This is a genomic window from Aeromonas sp. 11P (genome assembly GCF_051920165.1).
In the GTDB taxonomy this organism is placed as follows: Bacteria; Pseudomonadota; Gammaproteobacteria; order Enterobacterales; family Aeromonadaceae; genus Aeromonas; species Aeromonas veronii.
The window spans coordinates 1,572,097-1,585,799 of sequence record NZ_JBQBDJ010000004.1 but is presented as its reverse complement, the minus strand read 5'-3'; the positions used below and the strand labels follow the sequence as shown (position 1 = coordinate 1,585,799).

The 13,703-nt window shown below is 60.5% G+C and carries 13 protein-coding genes and 2 pseudogenes; all 15 read right to left on the bottom strand.

Annotated features, from left to right (window positions below; genetic code table 11):
* Positions 1-38 precede the first annotated feature (38 nt).
* Complete coding sequence (locus tag ACTG1P_RS07230) at positions 39-1,385, bottom strand: 6-phospho-beta-glucosidase (RefSeq protein WP_197929201.1); 1,347 nt, start codon at positions 1,383-1,385, stop codon at positions 39-41.
* Positions 1,386-1,533: 148 nt separating this feature from the next.
* Entirely contained in the window at positions 1,534-2,361 is an 828-nt protein-coding gene (gene chbR, locus ACTG1P_RS07225) for a transcriptional regulator ChbR (RefSeq protein WP_139732581.1), read from the bottom strand.
* Positions 2,362-2,415: 54 nt separating this feature from the next.
* Entirely contained in the window at positions 2,416-2,769 is a 354-nt protein-coding gene (chbA, locus tag ACTG1P_RS07220; protein ID WP_005350025.1) for a PTS N,N'-diacetylchitobiose transporter subunit IIA, read from the bottom strand.
* A gap of 49 nt (positions 2,770-2,818) precedes the next feature.
* Positions 2,819-4,201, bottom strand: coding sequence for a glycoside hydrolase family 1 protein (locus ACTG1P_RS07215; RefSeq protein ID WP_440000874.1), 1,383 nt, complete (start codon positions 4,199-4,201; stop codon positions 2,819-2,821).
* A gap of 68 nt (positions 4,202-4,269) precedes the next feature.
* Positions 4,270-5,631 (bottom strand): PTS N,N'-diacetylchitobiose transporter subunit IIC, encoded by a 1,362-nt coding sequence (gene chbC / locus ACTG1P_RS07210; RefSeq protein WP_440000873.1) that lies wholly within the window; start codon positions 5,629-5,631, stop codon positions 4,270-4,272.
* Positions 5,632-5,641: 10 nt separating this feature from the next.
* Positions 5,642-5,962, bottom strand: a complete 321-nt coding sequence (locus ACTG1P_RS07205) for a PTS sugar transporter subunit IIB (protein ID WP_005350034.1) — start codon at positions 5,960-5,962, stop codon at positions 5,642-5,644.
* A gap of 630 nt (positions 5,963-6,592) precedes the next feature.
* On the bottom strand, positions 6,593-7,360 hold the full coding sequence (exeN, locus tag ACTG1P_RS07200) for a GspN family type II secretion system protein ExeN (RefSeq protein WP_440000872.1): 768 nt from the start codon (positions 7,358-7,360) through the stop codon (positions 6,593-6,595).
* Positions 7,357-7,848 (bottom strand): GspM family type II secretion system protein ExeM, encoded by a 492-nt coding sequence (gene exeM / locus ACTG1P_RS07195; protein WP_005338305.1) that lies wholly within the window; start codon positions 7,846-7,848, stop codon positions 7,357-7,359. Before exeM ends, exeN begins: the two co-directional genes overlap by 4 nt.
* Positions 7,845-9,029 (bottom strand): GspL family type II secretion system protein ExeL, encoded by a 1,185-nt coding sequence (gene exeL, locus ACTG1P_RS07190; protein WP_440000870.1) that lies wholly within the window; start codon positions 9,027-9,029, stop codon positions 7,845-7,847. The genes exeM and exeL overlap by 4 nt, the downstream gene beginning before the upstream one ends.
* Before the next feature lie 122 nt (positions 9,030-9,151).
* A complete protein-coding gene (exeK, locus tag ACTG1P_RS07185; protein WP_440000869.1) occupies positions 9,152-10,153 on the bottom strand; it encodes a GspK family T2SS minor pseudopilin variant ExeK in 1,002 nt (333 codons plus the stop codon).
* 103 nt (positions 10,154-10,256) lie between these two features.
* Positions 10,257-10,904, bottom strand: a pseudogene (gene gspJ, locus ACTG1P_RS07180) (type II secretion system minor pseudopilin GspJ); the annotation flags it as partial.
* On the bottom strand, positions 10,901-11,260 hold the full coding sequence (exeI, locus tag ACTG1P_RS07175) for a GspI family T2SS minor pseudopilin variant ExeI (RefSeq protein ID WP_005338301.1): 360 nt from the start codon (positions 11,258-11,260) through the stop codon (positions 10,901-10,903). The pseudogene gspJ and the gene exeI, both read right to left, overlap by 4 nt.
* Before the next feature lie 82 nt (positions 11,261-11,342).
* Positions 11,343-11,914, bottom strand: a pseudogene (gene exeH / locus ACTG1P_RS07170) (GspH family T2SS minor pseudopilin variant ExeH).
* A 38-nt stretch (positions 11,915-11,952) separates the two neighbouring features.
* Positions 11,953-12,384 carry a GspG family T2SS major pseudopilin variant ExeG gene (gene exeG, locus ACTG1P_RS07165; RefSeq protein WP_421205431.1) on the bottom strand — a complete coding sequence of 144 codons (432 nt, stop codon included), beginning with the start codon at positions 12,382-12,384 and terminating at the stop codon, positions 11,953-11,955.
* Between the two features lie 97 nt (positions 12,385-12,481).
* Entirely contained in the window at positions 12,482-13,702 is a 1,221-nt protein-coding gene (exeF, locus tag ACTG1P_RS07160) for a GspF family T2SS innner membrane protein variant ExeF (RefSeq protein WP_005338296.1), read from the bottom strand.
* Position 13,703 lies beyond the last annotated feature (1 nt).

The following is a 13,703-nucleotide window of genomic DNA, read 5'->3' as shown; positions in this document are numbered from 1 at the left end:
GTTAAGCGCCCCGCCGGTTCGGGCGGGGCGTGCTGGCCTCAGGCGAGGGCGTCGATGGCGGCGGCGAAGTTGGGCAGGTGTTCGCGGTGGGCCAGCAACAGCTCGCGGGCGACGATGCGGGCATCGTTGTCGGAGTGGATCAGCGGGTTGAGGTTCATCGCCAGCAGCAGGTCATCGAAGTCGCCGCTGATGGCGGCCTTGGCGGCGGCGATCTCGAAGCTCTTGATGAGATGTACCAGCCCGTTCACCTTGTCGTCAAAGCGGGTGAGGCGCGGATGGGGAATGGCGCCATCACGCCCGATCAGGCAGCTCATCTCTACCGTCCAGTCGGCCGGGATATTGGTGACATGGCCTTGATGGGGCACGATGACGTAGTGCTCGCTCTGCTTGTCGTTGTAGATGGCGCTGATCACCTCGCAGGCTGCATCGGAGTAATAGGCGCCGCCACGCAGCTCCAGCTCCTTGGGCTTTTCGCACAGCGCGGGGTTCTGGTAGAGCTCGAACAGCTTCTTCTCGACCTGCTGCACGACTTGAGCCCGGGCGCCGCCCTTGTAGAACTCGCCCATCTCGATCCCCAGCATCTCTTTCTCCTTGAAGTAGTAACGCAGGTAGGAGCAGGGGAGCAGGCGCAGACCGCGGATAAAGCCGGGGTCGAACGGCAGATCGAAGATGTTTTTGACCGAGCTGGCGCGGGTCAGGCTGCCATCGGCGACCCCTTCCAGCAGTTCGTCAAAGCGCGATTCGCCGTTGACCAGCACATCGCCGATAAAGACCAGATGGTTGAGGCCGAACAAGTCCATCGAGAGGTGATCCCGCTCGGTGAGCTGGAGGGCATCGCGCACAAACATCTGCATGCCGACCGGAATGTTGCACACCCCGATAAAGCGGCGGAAATTGGTATGACGGCGCACCGCTTCGGTCACCATGCCGGCCGGATTGGTGAAGTTAATCAGCCAGGCATCCGGGCAAAGCTCTTCGACGTCGCGGATGATGTCGAAGATGACCGGAATGGTGCGCAGCCCCTTGAACAGGCCGCCTGCGCCGTTGGTCTCCTGCCCCAGCATGCCGTGACTGAGCGGGATGCGCTCATCCTTCTCTCGCGCCTGCAACTGACCGACCCGCAGCTGGGTGGTGACGAAGTGGGCGCCCACCAGTGCCTCGCGGCGATCCAGGGTTTTGTGCAGGGTCATGGGGATGCCTGCCTGACGGATCATCCGCTGGCAGAGGTCGAAAATGATGTTCAGTTTCTCTTCGCCAGCGGGAATATCCACCAGCCATAGTTCGCTGATGGGCAGCTCGGCATAGCGCTTGATGAAACCGTCGACCAGCTCGGGGGTGTAGCTGCTGCCGCCGCCTATGGTGACTACCTTGATCTTCTCGCTCATAAATCCCTCTTCATCGATCTTTATCGGTTTGATGGTGGCCGCTCTGTCATCAGGGTGAGAGGGGCCGCAGCCGCCTGTGGCAGGGGCTGGTCATGTTCGGTGCTCGGTATTGCAATCTGTTCTATTTACATGGCATTCACTGCCGGCATCAGGCCGGGCTTTCAAATTTCGGGTAGAGATATTTGCGGTAACTGCCCGGGGTAAACGAGGTGAGCTTCTTGAAGTTTTTGATAAAGAGGCTGACGTCGTTGTAGCCGGTCTCGAAGGCGATATCGGCCACCGAGTTGTTGGTCACCTCCAGCTGCATCTTGGCGTAGTTGATCCGGATCTCGTTGATGATCTGCATCGGCGTCTTGTTGTAGTAACGCCGGGTGGCCCGGGTCAGATACTCCTGGCTCTTGCCACAGAGGGAGACCATGTTGGCCAGCGCATCCTCGGCAAAGAGGGGGCGATCGTGCATCCGCTCCACGGTTTCGTGGAGCCAGAGCGGAAGATCATCGCTGGCGGAGGTGTCCTTGTAGTGACGCAGCCGGTTCATCACCGCGTAGGTCACCACTTCGAGAAATTCGGTCAGCGCCTCTTCCCTAAAGCCCGGTGAGACCAGCACCGACTCGATGTAGCTGAGGAACTCGCTCTTGAGCGCATAGGCCTGTGAGGCGACGAAGTGTTCCGGCAGCAGGTATTTGAAGTGCTCGTCAAAATAGGTACGGGTGATCCCGACGTTGAAGATGCGGGTGGTGCCGAACTCGTAGAAGCTCTGGTGGCGGGAGCCGAGCGGGATAAACACCACATCCCCCCGCTCCAGCAGTACCCGCTTGCCGTTGACCTCCTGATAGTAACGACCGGTCAGTACCAGGGTGAACTCGTAGTAGTCGTGCTGGTGCAAACCGGTTCCGCTCACCTGCTTGTTGTAGATGAACATGTGGAATGGTTTGTTGTTAAACAGTTCGGTTTCCCGGATTGTTTTAACGCTCATGAGTCGCTTCCTGATCTGCGGGCCGATGACGGGGCCTCTCGCCCCGTCCGGAGGTTATTGGTTCTGCAGCTTTTCGTGCAGCTCGATCAGCTCGCTGATCAGCTCACGGGCCAGCATGGAGGTCATCAGGTGATCTTGGGCATGGACCAGCACCAGGGTGACCGGGATCTTGCCTTCCCCCTGATCGTCCTCGATCAGCTGGGTCTGCACCAGATGGGCGGCATTGAGCGCCTCGCGGGATTGGGCCATCAGCTGGTGAGCGGCGGCCAGATCCCCCTCCTTGGCCTTTTTCAGTGCGGTGTAGGCGAGACTGCGGGCCTGCCCGGAGTTGATGATGAGCCCCATTACCACCTCTTCCAGATCGTTGCTGGTGGTGGCCTCTTCAGTGATGTTGTCCAGATCGAACATGTGTCGTTCCTTACGTAAATGCGTTGATTGAAACCGTTAGTCGAAGCCGTTAATTAAAACCATGGTTGCGCGCGACCTCGGCAAACCAGTAGCCGCTCTTCTTGATGGTGCGCTGCTGGCTCTCCAGATCGAGGCGGACGAAGCCGTAACGGTTCTTGTAGGCGTTGAGCCACGACCAGTTGTCGATAAAGGTCCACAGGTGATAGCCGCGACAGGCGCTGCCCTCTTCCAGTGCGCGATGCAGCCACTGGAGGTGCTCGCGAATGAACTGGATGCGGTAGTCATCCTCCACCCGACCCTCGGGACCGATAAAGCGCTCTTCCCCCTCGACCCCCATGCCGTTTTCCGAGATGTAGCAGGGCAGGTTGCCGTAGTTGACTCGCAGGTCGGTGAGGATGTCGTAGACCCCTTTTTCGTAAATCTCCCAGCCGCGGTGGGGGTTCATCTTGCGGCCCGGCATCTCGTAGTAGTCGAACAGATCTTCCGGCGTGCGCGGTACACCCTGCCACGCCACCTCTTTGGCCTTGACCCGGCGCGGCTGGTAGTAGTTGATGCCGAGGATATCCACCTTGCCGGCGGCGAGCAGCGCCTTGTCACCCTCTTCGATCTGCGGCAGCAAGTCGTACTGCGCCAGCAGGGCAACCAGCTCGGGGTCGTAGCTCCCCTTCAGGGCCGGATCGAGGAAGCTCTTGTTGAGCAGCAGATCCGCGATGCGGGAGGCGGCGAGATCAGCCGGATCCTGTGAGCGGGGATAGGTCGGGCTCAGGTTGAGGATGATGCCGATCTCGCCATCATGCTGACAGGCGCGATAGGCCTGCACGGCACCGGCATGGGCCAGCGCGGTGTGGTAGGCGACGGTGGCCGCCCGGCCAAAATCGACCACGCAGGGGTAGTGGTAGTGGCCAAGGTAGCCACACTCGACCGGCACAATTGGCTCGTTGAAGGTGAACCAGTGCTTGATGCGACCGCCAAACAGGTCGAAGCAGCGGGTGGCGTAGCGCACATAGGCGGCCACCACTTCCCGGCTCTCCCAGCCGCCACGCTCCTGCATGCACATCGGCATGTCGAAGTGGTAGAGGTTGATAAGCGGGGTGATCCCCTCGGCCAGCAGCCGATCGAAGACGGCGTTGTAGAAGCTGACCGCCTCCTGGTTGATTTCGCCCACCCCGTCCGGGATCAGCCGTGACCAGGAGATGGAGGTGCGAAAACTGTTGTGCCCCAGCTGCTTGAGCAGCTTGATGTCGCTCTCGAAGTTGTCATAGAAGGTGGAGGTGTCGGTCGGGCCGACCCCGTTGTGGAAACGCTGTGGCTCGATGGAGAACCAGTAGTCAAAGATATTGGCGGATTTGCCACCGCGGTTGGCGGCGCCTTCCATCTGCGGGGCCGAGCTGGCGCTGCCCCACCAGAAGTTATCCGGAAAACGATACTGCATGGGTTACTTCTCCAGGCTGTTAGGGGAGGAGTTTTGCTCCTCCCTTGCTGTCATTGGAATGGCTGTTATCAGAACTTCAGAGCCAGAGCGATATCCTCTTCGCTCTCCTCTTCTTCATCGATGACGTTCTGCGCTTTGTTGGCAATCAGCACGAAGGGGATATACATCATGGTCGCGACGCCAAGGTTGAATATCGCCAGACAGAAGGCAGCCACGCTGCCGTTGGTGTTGAAGAAGGCCCCCAGGCCGGTCGGCATGGTCCATGGCGCTATGTTGGTGATGGGCGGGATGATCCCGGCGTAGTAGGCGGCCATGGTGATCCCCATCAGTACCGGGTGCACCAGGATGAAGGGCACCAGCAGGATGGGGTTCATGATGACCGGCAAGCCGAACAGAATGGGCTCGTTGATCTGGAACATGCCGGAGGGCAGACCCAGCTTGGCGACCTGACGGTAGTCATCGCGACGGGAGACCATAAAGATGGCGATGATGAGGCCCAGCGTGGCACCGGTGCCGCCGAGGAAGACGAAGGAGTCGGTGATCGGCTTGGCCCAGAAGTGGAACTGCTTGCCTGCCTCCAGCGCCGCTTCGACCGAACCGTACTGGTTGTAGAGGGCTACGTTTTCCAGGGCGAAGGGGAAAAGTACGCCAGACTCCAGCGCAGTGAGCGCCAGCATGCCGTGTACACCGAAGAACCAGAGGAAGGAGGAGAAGATCACATAGACCCAGCCCACCAGTCCCCCCATGTTGGCCAGCGGGGTGGAGATGCTGTCCATGATCAGCTGGTGGAAGTTGGTACCGGCATTGTTCAGCAGGTAGGAGAGCACCCCCATGATGGAGAGGATGATAAAGCCCGGGATCAAAGCCGAGAAGGAGCGGGAGACCGAGGCCGGCACGCTGTCAGGCAGGGTGATCACCCAGTTGCGACGGACGATAAAGGCGAACATTTCGGCCACGGCGATACCGATCAGCATGCCGGAGATGATGTTGGCTCCGCCCAGCCAGTTGGCGCCGACCGCATAGGCGTCGCCCACGCTGAACGGCGTGACGGTCATAAAGGCTGCCACCGACAGCAAACCGGAGGCCAGTGGGTCGGTCTTGCGCTCTTCGGCCAGTGCCAGACCAATAAAGAAGGGGGCCATCAGGGACATGATCCCCAGGGTGCCGTTATAGACGTTGCCGCCGATGCTCTTGAGGCCATCCAGGGTGGCGATGGTGGCGGGATCGATCCGCACGCCGATGGAGTAGAAGAAGGAGCCTTCGCCAAAGCTCAGAAAGACGTTGTTGATGAGCACGAACATGGCCCCGACCAGCGTCAGGGGCATCAGCTTGATAAAACCGTTCTTGATTGCGTTGACATGAGGTTGTTTGCCCAGCTTGACGGCTATGGGCAGTATGACCTTCTCCAACGATGCGATGATGTTGCTCACAGGGATCTCCTTACTGCGCGAGGCTCTTCTTGATGGAGGCGACCGCCGCCTTCAGTACGCCGAGGCCATCGACCTTGCCGTAGAGCAGGGTGTCGATCACCTCGACCGGCTTGCCCGGCAGTTGCTGCTGGATCTCCGGCAGCATGTAGGCGATTTGCGGGCCCAGCAGCACCAGATCGGCATCCTGTCCCTTCTCGCCAGCCAGGGTCTCCGGATAGGCATCGATCAGCACCGGCACATCATATTTTTCCGCCTGGGCCTTCATCTTTGAAACCAGCAGTGAAGTGGACATTCCGGCAGAGCAAAACAGGTAGATACGCTTCTTTTCCATAACCCTTCCCTCAACGCTTGAAAACCAAATGAACAGATCGGTCGAGATGGTTGCCTGTTGTGTTATCAAGACACATCAATCATCTCCAGTTGACTTCATTGTATCGGCCTCTGGGTTCCATCTGGTATTTCGATGTTTTTATCAATAGTTTATGGTTGACCTGTTGTTTTGCCGTCGCTCACATTTCTGATGGATTGGCACAAAGGAAATGAGATTGAATGGGGCGTGAAGAGGATGGTTCTCTTTTTTAATCGTTATTTTTCAGATAGTTATTTTTATGCTTTTGTGGGCGGCTGTAATGTGGTTGGAAAAGATCAATAACGGGTGACAGCTCACATTTATCAAATGATGCAATCTTATTGATATTTAATTTAGCTGTGGCGAGTTGCCACTTTTTGAGCAAGGTGTGCGCTCATTGACCATTTACGGCAAATGGATTGACGAGGGAGGCGGGCTTTTGCCGCACAGAGCGGGTTGAAGGAGAGGGTAAACAGGTGCCTTGCAGAGGTTATTGCGCTAAGTGAGTGCTGAATGAGTGAGGGCTGAGGCAGTCAGTACAGTGAGAGGTGAGGTCACAAAGGGGAGGGGGAACCGACCCCGGAGTGTCTCCGGGGTCGGTGGGGGATGGGGTTAGATCCGCCCCTGATAGCGCAGGGGGAAGCGGCCCTGACTGTCGGGCTGGCCGAGGAAGGGGAGTCCTTGCTGCATCTGTGGCGGCAGTTCGGGGCCCGGTTTCAGGGTGCCCTGGAACAGGTATTGGCCATTGGCTTGCAGCTCGAGGCGACCCATGGTCTGCACCGCATCCGAGCCCTGCTTGAGTTCGGCCACCAGTCTGGAGTCGAGGCAGGTGAGTTTCAGCTCGGGGTCGGCCAGATCCAGCTTGCCCGCCGGGGTATCGGCGCTGGCGTTGTACCAGTCGAGGTTGCCGTAGAGGTTGTCACACCAGGGGTTGCCCTGGGCAAATTGCTCCACTTTGAGCTGCAGCTGGCCGCTGACGGTGATCGGGATCGGCAGGCGCATCGGCACCCGGCTCAGCAACCAGGGGGCGGGAGCGTTGAGGGTCAGGTCCCGGCCGAAGGCAGAGCCATTCCAGCCGACAACGCCCTGACCGTTCAGCCCGTTGCGATCGCCAAAGCGTATGGCCACTTCGGGGGCGAAGCGCAGCAGCGACCAGCCGTTGAGATCCCAGCGCAGTTGGTTCACCGATTCGCTGGCATATTGCAGTCGGGCAATCTGGCCACTCCAGAGGGTGCCGCTCACCCCTTCCAGTTTCAGCAGGTTGGCAATGTTGGCAGGCAGCGGCAGATGGCGAGCCACCAGTGCCGCGGGCAGGGTGGCCAGCAGGAAGACCAGATAGGCGGCCAGAAACAGGCTGGCAATCAGGATGCGTTTTTTCATTGTGGACGACTCAACTGCAAACGTCTGACCTTGACCAGACCCGGGGCCAGATCCTCGCGGGCGATCTCGATGATTTGAACCTGAATACCGTGCTGCTCCACCAGAGTGGAGAGCCAGAGCAGCAAGTCATCGAACTGGACAGTGTCGATCCACACTTGCAGCTCCTGCGCCTGGGGTTGCAGCCGGGCAATCTTGATCTTGTGGTTGAAGGCGGTGCGGTTGACCACCCCTTCCAGGGTGCCGCTGGTGTCGATCTGGCGACCCGAGCCACCCTGCATGGCTAGCACCTCTTCCCCCTTCTCCTTAAGCCAGGCGAGGGTCTGCTGCTGGTTTTGCACCTGCCGCTCCCGCTCTGCGATGCGGTTGGCGATGGGCTGCCAGACGCTCCAGTAGAAGAGACCGACCAGCAGCAGAACGCCACCCGCGACCACCAGCCGCTGTTCCCGTGCAGTGATGCCGTGCCACCAGCTCTGCAATTTTTCCATCATGATGATTTACCCTTGAGCACCAGTGCGCCCTCTACCTTGCCCTCGGTGCTGCGCACCTCGCCTTGCTGTACCTCGAATTGCTTGCCGGCCAGCTCGCGGAACCGCTCGATCTCGGCGAAGCCGGGGGCGGTCACCTGCAGCCGCAGCTCGCGGCGACTGGCATCAAAGCGCATCACCTGCGGCTTGAGGCCGGGTACTTCGGCAAAGGTGGGGGCCAGCTCGGTGAGCATCAGCAGCACGCCGTTTTGCGGGGCTTGTCCCATCTGTTGCAGATGCTGGTTCATCTGGCTGCGCACGTTCACGATGCGGCTCTCCCCCGGGAAGATGCGGGTATAGACGGCGCGGATCTCCGCTTTCAGCGCCTTGTCCTGCTCGGTGAGCTGATAGAGCTGCACCCCGCGCTGGCCGAGGGCCACCAGCAGCAACAGACCCGCGGTAATGGCTACCTTGCGCCACTGCAACCAGTAGCGGGCATATTCGGTCTGCGGCCGGTAGGGGCCGGTCAGCAGGTTGGCTCGGCAGGTGAGGGCCCCTTTGGCCAGCAGCAGCATGGGGAGTTCGGGCTCCGCCGCTTGCCAGTTGGCGGCGGCAATGGCGGGCACCGGGGTGTGGCTGTGGATGGTGACTGGCTCGGCTTCAGTCGCCAGTAAGATATCCAGCAGCGGCTCGTCGGCGACGATCCCCTGACAGGGGCCCTGGCGTACCAGCCACTCATTGCCGAGTTGCAGGGCAGACCAGCCATCCGCGGCCTGTGGCAACGCCAGCACATCGGGCAGCAGTTGCAGGCTCTTGAGGCCAGCGGCATCGAGCCAGCCGAGCCACTCGCCCATCTTCTGCCGATCCACCGCCATCAGGTCGACCTGTTGACCTTCGTGGGCCAGCACCACCAGATGGAGCTCGTCCACATCGGAGGCGATCTGCTCCTCCAGCAGGTAGGGAAGGGCCGCTGCCGACTGGCGGTTGTAGCGACCCGGCAGGGTGACGCGCCGGAAGATCAGATCGCTGCCCGGCACTAGCGTGACCACGGGGCGGCCACCGGCCCGCTCCTGCAGCTCGCTCAGGGCATCGGCCGAGGGCAGGGTGCCAGAGGCGATGATCTCCTGCTCCTGACTCGACCAGACCAGCCAGGCCACGGGTTGTTGTTTATTGGTCCCCAGTCGGATGACCAGACTTTCGCTCACGCATCTCTCTCCTGCGATACCGGTTTGCAAAGGGCGTTGTGCGCCATGGCCACCGGTGCGCAGCCCGCAGGCTGCATCCAACATCTCTCGTACCCGCAGGCGATGGCCTGCAGGTGCGCGGTTTATTCGGCGCCGCTACTGAGGCGGCGCAGCATGACCAGTTTATTGTCCTTGCCCCGCTGGAACAGGGTCTCGAGCCAGGCCCGGTTATCGCCCACTTCCGCCACCATGCGGGCTTCGAAGAAGTCGCTTTTCACAACCAGCGCCTCTTTCAGTCCTTTGACCGTATCGGGCGGGGCGAGCAAGTCCGTCATCAGCTTGCTCTCTTTCCACCCTTTCTGCGGTCGCTCGTTCAATACCCGTTTTGCATCATCCAGCCCTATTTTGCCCAGATAGAGGGCGACCAGCAGCTCGGGGCGCTGGGGGGCAAGGGTATTGATATTGATCTTCAACTTGTCGTTGGGCAGGGCGCAGACGTAGGGGGCCAGTCTGGCATAGACCCTGGCCGTCACCCCGCGCACCGCCCGCAGCTCATCCTTGCCCAGCATCCACTGGTTGGCGGTGAGGTAGGGTGGCTTGAGCCCCTCGTAATAGGCATCCTCTGCGCCAAGGCTGGAGACCAGCACCGTATCCTTGTCGGTCCAGTCACGGATGGCATCGGTGAGCTGGGCCGCCTCGTAATCATCCATCGCCAGCTGCTTGAGCAGTTCGCGAAACACCTGCACCGGATAGGGCTGCTGCGCCAGCTCCTCGCCGCTCCCCGCCTTGAAGGCCACGCTCAGGCTGTTGAGGTTGAAGCAGGATTGCAGGTCGGTCACCTCGCCCTTGAGCTGGCCATCATCCACCGGAAACACAGTGTTCTTGCGAGCCCAGTTCTGGCTGAGGTTAACCACCTCGGGGTTGTCCTTGAAATCCTGCGTCAGCACCTTGCTTACCAGCGCTTCTGCCGAGAGGGCATACCACCACGCCTGTTTGCCTGTGGTGATGTTGGCGGTGCGGCGCAGCTCAAGCTGCAGGCGGCCGCTCATATTGCTGGCGATGATCACCATTACCGAGAGGATCAGCAGCACCACCAGCAGCGCCATGCCGCGCTGGCGACCGGGAGCGGCGAGATTAGCCCGCATTGGCGTCCCCTCCGTTCTGGCTGTCACCATTACCGCCATTGGTATTGCCGTTGCCGCCGTTGTTCCCGTTGTTGTTGCCACCTTGGTCGGGGTTGCTGCTCTGGCTATTCTCTTCGGCGCGCTGGCCACCGGCACCAATCAGGAATTGACGGCGAATGGTGCCGTAATCTTCCAGATCCAGCTCCACTGCCAGCCCGTGGGGCAGCACGCTGCGCTGGCTCCACTCCTCTTTCCAGTTGCCCTTGTCGAAGAAGTAGAGGCGAAATGCCGTGACCCCTGTCAGCACCGGCTGGATGCGCGGCTCGGTGCCGATCACCGGATCCGGATATAAATAGCTCAGGCGCTCCAGCTTCTGATCCTTGAGGCGCCAGCCGACCCGTTGCAGATGGGAGCGGGGCAGCATGCCGTCCGGGTTGAGCCAGCCGCTGCGCATAAAGGCCATGCCCCAGTCATCGCTCTGCTGGCCGAACCGGGAAGCCGCCAGCAGCACCTTGTTGTTCTCCCCCTCGATGCGACCGCTGCGCGGCACCATCTGGGTGATGTCTCGCTCCAGCAGGGTGAAGGCGAGCTGCAATTCGTTGAGGCGGGCCTCCTTGCGCTTGGCCACCTCGTCGCTGGTGAGCACCCCCTGCAGCACCTGATAGGCGCCCATGCTGAGAGTCGCGAAGATGGCGATGGCCACCAGCATTTCGAGCAGGGTAAAACCGGCATGGCGGACGGGGCGAGGCGTGCGGGCTGATAGCTGGGTCATCGGCTGATATAGGTCCGCATCATGGCGACCGGGTTCTCGGCCTTGGCCTCGGTACGCACTTCCATATCGAGCGCCCGGAAGTTGTTGTCGGCGGTGGCGACGCCGCGATAGCGCCAGTACCAGGTGCTGCCCGCCATCTGCTCATCCCCTTCCACCCAGCTGTCACCAGGCCACTTGTTCTCGAGCTTCTGTTGCACCAGCTGGTTCTCTACCACCCAGGTGGCGAGTGTCTTCTGCTCCAGATAGTTGAGGGCAGAGAGGTGCTCGCTGGCGGTTTTCATTACCGCCAGACCCGCGATGGCAAAGACCGCCAGCGCCACCATCACTTCTAGTAATGTCATGCCCCGTGCGTTCATCGTGCCACCCGTTGCACATGTTGTTGGCACAGAGGTGGCGCCACCATCACTCCTTTCTCAAATAACGTCATACCGCGGGCGTTCACTCGCTCACCTCTTCATCTTCATCGCCGGTGAGCAGGGTGAGGCGGCCGAACTCGTCCCCCTTACGATGCGGGTGTAGCGGGCATCCTCATCCTGCTGGGTGAAGGTGAGCACGAACGGGCTCAGCTCGCCGCCTGGGAAGATGAGCAACTGCGGCGTGCGCTCCTTCTCGTCGCGCTTCTGTTCGGTTTTCTCGTCGGAGTCCGGCTGCCAGCCAAAGCCTTCCAGCTCCAGCGCCAGCGTCATGTTCTCGGCCAGTTGCACCGGCCCAAGTTGCTTGTCGCCAGTCAGGGCCAGCCACTTGCGATCCTTGGCCTGACGCTGCATAAACTGCCAGCCGTTATCCTCGATACGAATGCCCACCAGCCGACCATCCATCACCGCATACTCCTGCGCCAGCTGCAGGGTCGCCATCAGGCGGCGCGCCTGCTTGTCCAGCTCCCGATCCCCTCTGGCGCCTCCCATGCTGAGGGTGACGGCGGTAGCCACCAGCCCCATCAGCATGGCGACCAGCAACACTTCCAGCAGAGTAAAGCCGGATTGGCGATGAAAGGAGAGAGATCGCTTCATGCAGTCAGCTCACAAGGAGTGCGGTGGCGACATATCACTTATTGGAAATCCTTCAGGTTCCAGTTGCCGATGTCGTCATCGGTACCGGCTTCGCCATCCAGACCCATGGAGAAGATGTCGATCTTGCCGTACTGGCCCGGGCTCAGCAGTTGATACGGGTTGCCCCAGGGGTCTTGCGGCAGGCGCTTGATGTAGCCGCCATCGCGGTAGCTGCGCGGCGCCGGGTCGATGGAGGGTTTGGTCACCAGTGCGTCCAGACCCTGTTCGGTGGTCGGGTAGCGGTTGTTGTCCAGCTTGTACATGTCGAGGGCATTTTCCAGCGCCACGATGTCGGAGACCGCTTTCTGCTGGTCAGCCTTTTCCTTGTTGCCCATCAGGTTGGGCACCACCAGACTGGCCAGAATGCCCAAGATCACGATGACCACCATGACTTCCAGCAGGGTAAAACCGGATTGACGACGTTTGTTCATGAGTTGCTCCGTAACGAATGAGATGGGATAGCCCATCAGAGAGTGATCACTGGGTGGGTTCGACGGGCCGCCAGCGGGGCTATCGAACGCCGGAAACTTACATATTCACCATATTGTTGAGCTCGAGGATCGGCTGCAGGATCGACATCACGATAAACAGCACCACCCCGGCCATGGAGACCACCAGCATGGGTTCGAACACCCCGAGGGCGATATTGACCTGGGATTCAAACTCCCGATCCTGGTTGTCTGCCGCCCGCTCCAGCATACTGTCGAGCTCGCCGCTCTGCTCGCCGGAGGCGATCATGTGCAGCATCATGGGCGGGAAAATCTTGGTCTCGGTCAGCGACTTGCGCAGACTGGTCCCCTCGCGCACCCGTTCGGCGGCTTCAAGAATGCGCATTCTGGCAAAGTCGTTGGAGAGCACTTCGCCGGAGATTTTCATCCCCTCCAGCAGCGGCACCGCACTGGCGTTGAGGATGCTTAAAGTGCGAGCGAAGCGGGCGGTGTTGAGACCGCGACTGACTCGGCCAATCACCGGCAGGCCGAGCAGCACCTGATGCCAGCGTCGGCGACGCTTTTCATCGGTGAGCCACCAGCGCCAGACAAAGCTGCCAAGGAAGATCAGCAGCAGGAACCAGAGGCCATAGGCCTGCATCAGTTCGCTGGTGCCGATGAGAAAACGGGTGGTGCCCGGCAACTGCTGACCCATGTGTTCAAACTGGGCCACCACCTTGGGCACCACGGCGGTAAGCAGGATCGAGATAACCCCGATGGCGACGCAGGTGAGCACGATAGGGTAGATCATCGCCTGCAGCAGCTTGGTGCGCATGTGCTGGCGCTGCTCGGTGTAGTCGGCAAGGCGGTTGAGCACCTTCTCCAGATGGCCCGATTTTTCACCGGCCGCCACCATGGAGCGAAACAGCTGGTCGAATACATGTGGAAAAGCCCCCAGCGAGTCGGCCAGCGAATAGCCTTCCACCACTTTGCTGCGCACGGTCGCCACCAGAGAGCGCAAGTGCGCCTTTTCGCACTGCTCGGCCACTGCCTTGAGTGCCTCTTCGATGGTGAGACCGGCGCCCACCAGAGTGGCCAGCTGGCGAGTGATCAGGGCCAGCTCGGCAGTGCTGGCACCACGACGAAACAGGGCGAAGCGGGTCGCTTCCCGTTTCGCCTTCTCGGTGGTCTCGTTCACCTCGAGGGGAGTGAGCCCCTGTTCGCGCAGCAGCTGGCGCACCTGACGGGCCGAGTCGCCCTCCATTACGCCGCTCTTGCTGCGTCCCTTGTTGTCGAGGGCCTTGTATTCGAATGCCGCCATC

Excerpts from the sequence above, each read along its gene's own strand:
- ACTG1P_RS07230 (WP_197929201.1), bottom strand. The coding sequence starts at position 1,385 with ATGAGCGAGAAGATCAAGGTAGTCACCATAGGCGGCGGCAGCAGCTAC.
- chbR (WP_139732581.1), bottom strand. The coding sequence starts at position 2,361 with ATGAGCGTTAAAACAATCCGGGAAACCGAACTGTTTAACAACAAACCA.
- chbA (WP_005350025.1), bottom strand. The coding sequence starts at position 2,769 with ATGTTCGATCTGGACAACATCACTGAAGAGGCCACCACCAGCAACGAT.
- ACTG1P_RS07215 (WP_440000874.1), bottom strand. The coding sequence starts at position 4,201 with ATGCAGTATCGTTTTCCGGATAACTTCTGGTGGGGCAGCGCCAGCTCG.
- ACTG1P_RS07205 (WP_005350034.1), bottom strand. The coding sequence starts at position 5,962 with ATGGAAAAGAAGCGTATCTACCTGTTTTGCTCTGCCGGAATGTCCACT.
- exeN (WP_440000872.1), bottom strand. The coding sequence starts at position 7,360 with ATGAAAAAACGCATCCTGATTGCCAGCCTGTTTCTGGCCGCCTATCTG.
- exeM (WP_005338305.1), bottom strand. The coding sequence starts at position 7,848 with ATGATGGAAAAATTGCAGAGCTGGTGGCACGGCATCACTGCACGGGAA.
- exeK (WP_440000869.1), bottom strand. The coding sequence starts at position 10,153 with ATGCGGGCTAATCTCGCCGCTCCCGGTCGCCAGCGCGGCATGGCGCTG.
- exeI (WP_005338301.1), bottom strand. The coding sequence starts at position 11,260 with ATGAACGCACGGGGCATGACATTACTAGAAGTGATGGTGGCGCTGGCG.
- exeG (WP_421205431.1), bottom strand. The coding sequence starts at position 12,384 with ATGAACAAACGTCGTCAATCCGGTTTTACCCTGCTGGAAGTCATGGTG.
- exeF (WP_005338296.1), bottom strand. The coding sequence starts at position 13,702 with ATGGCGGCATTCGAATACAAGGCCCTCGACAACAAGGGACGCAGCAAG.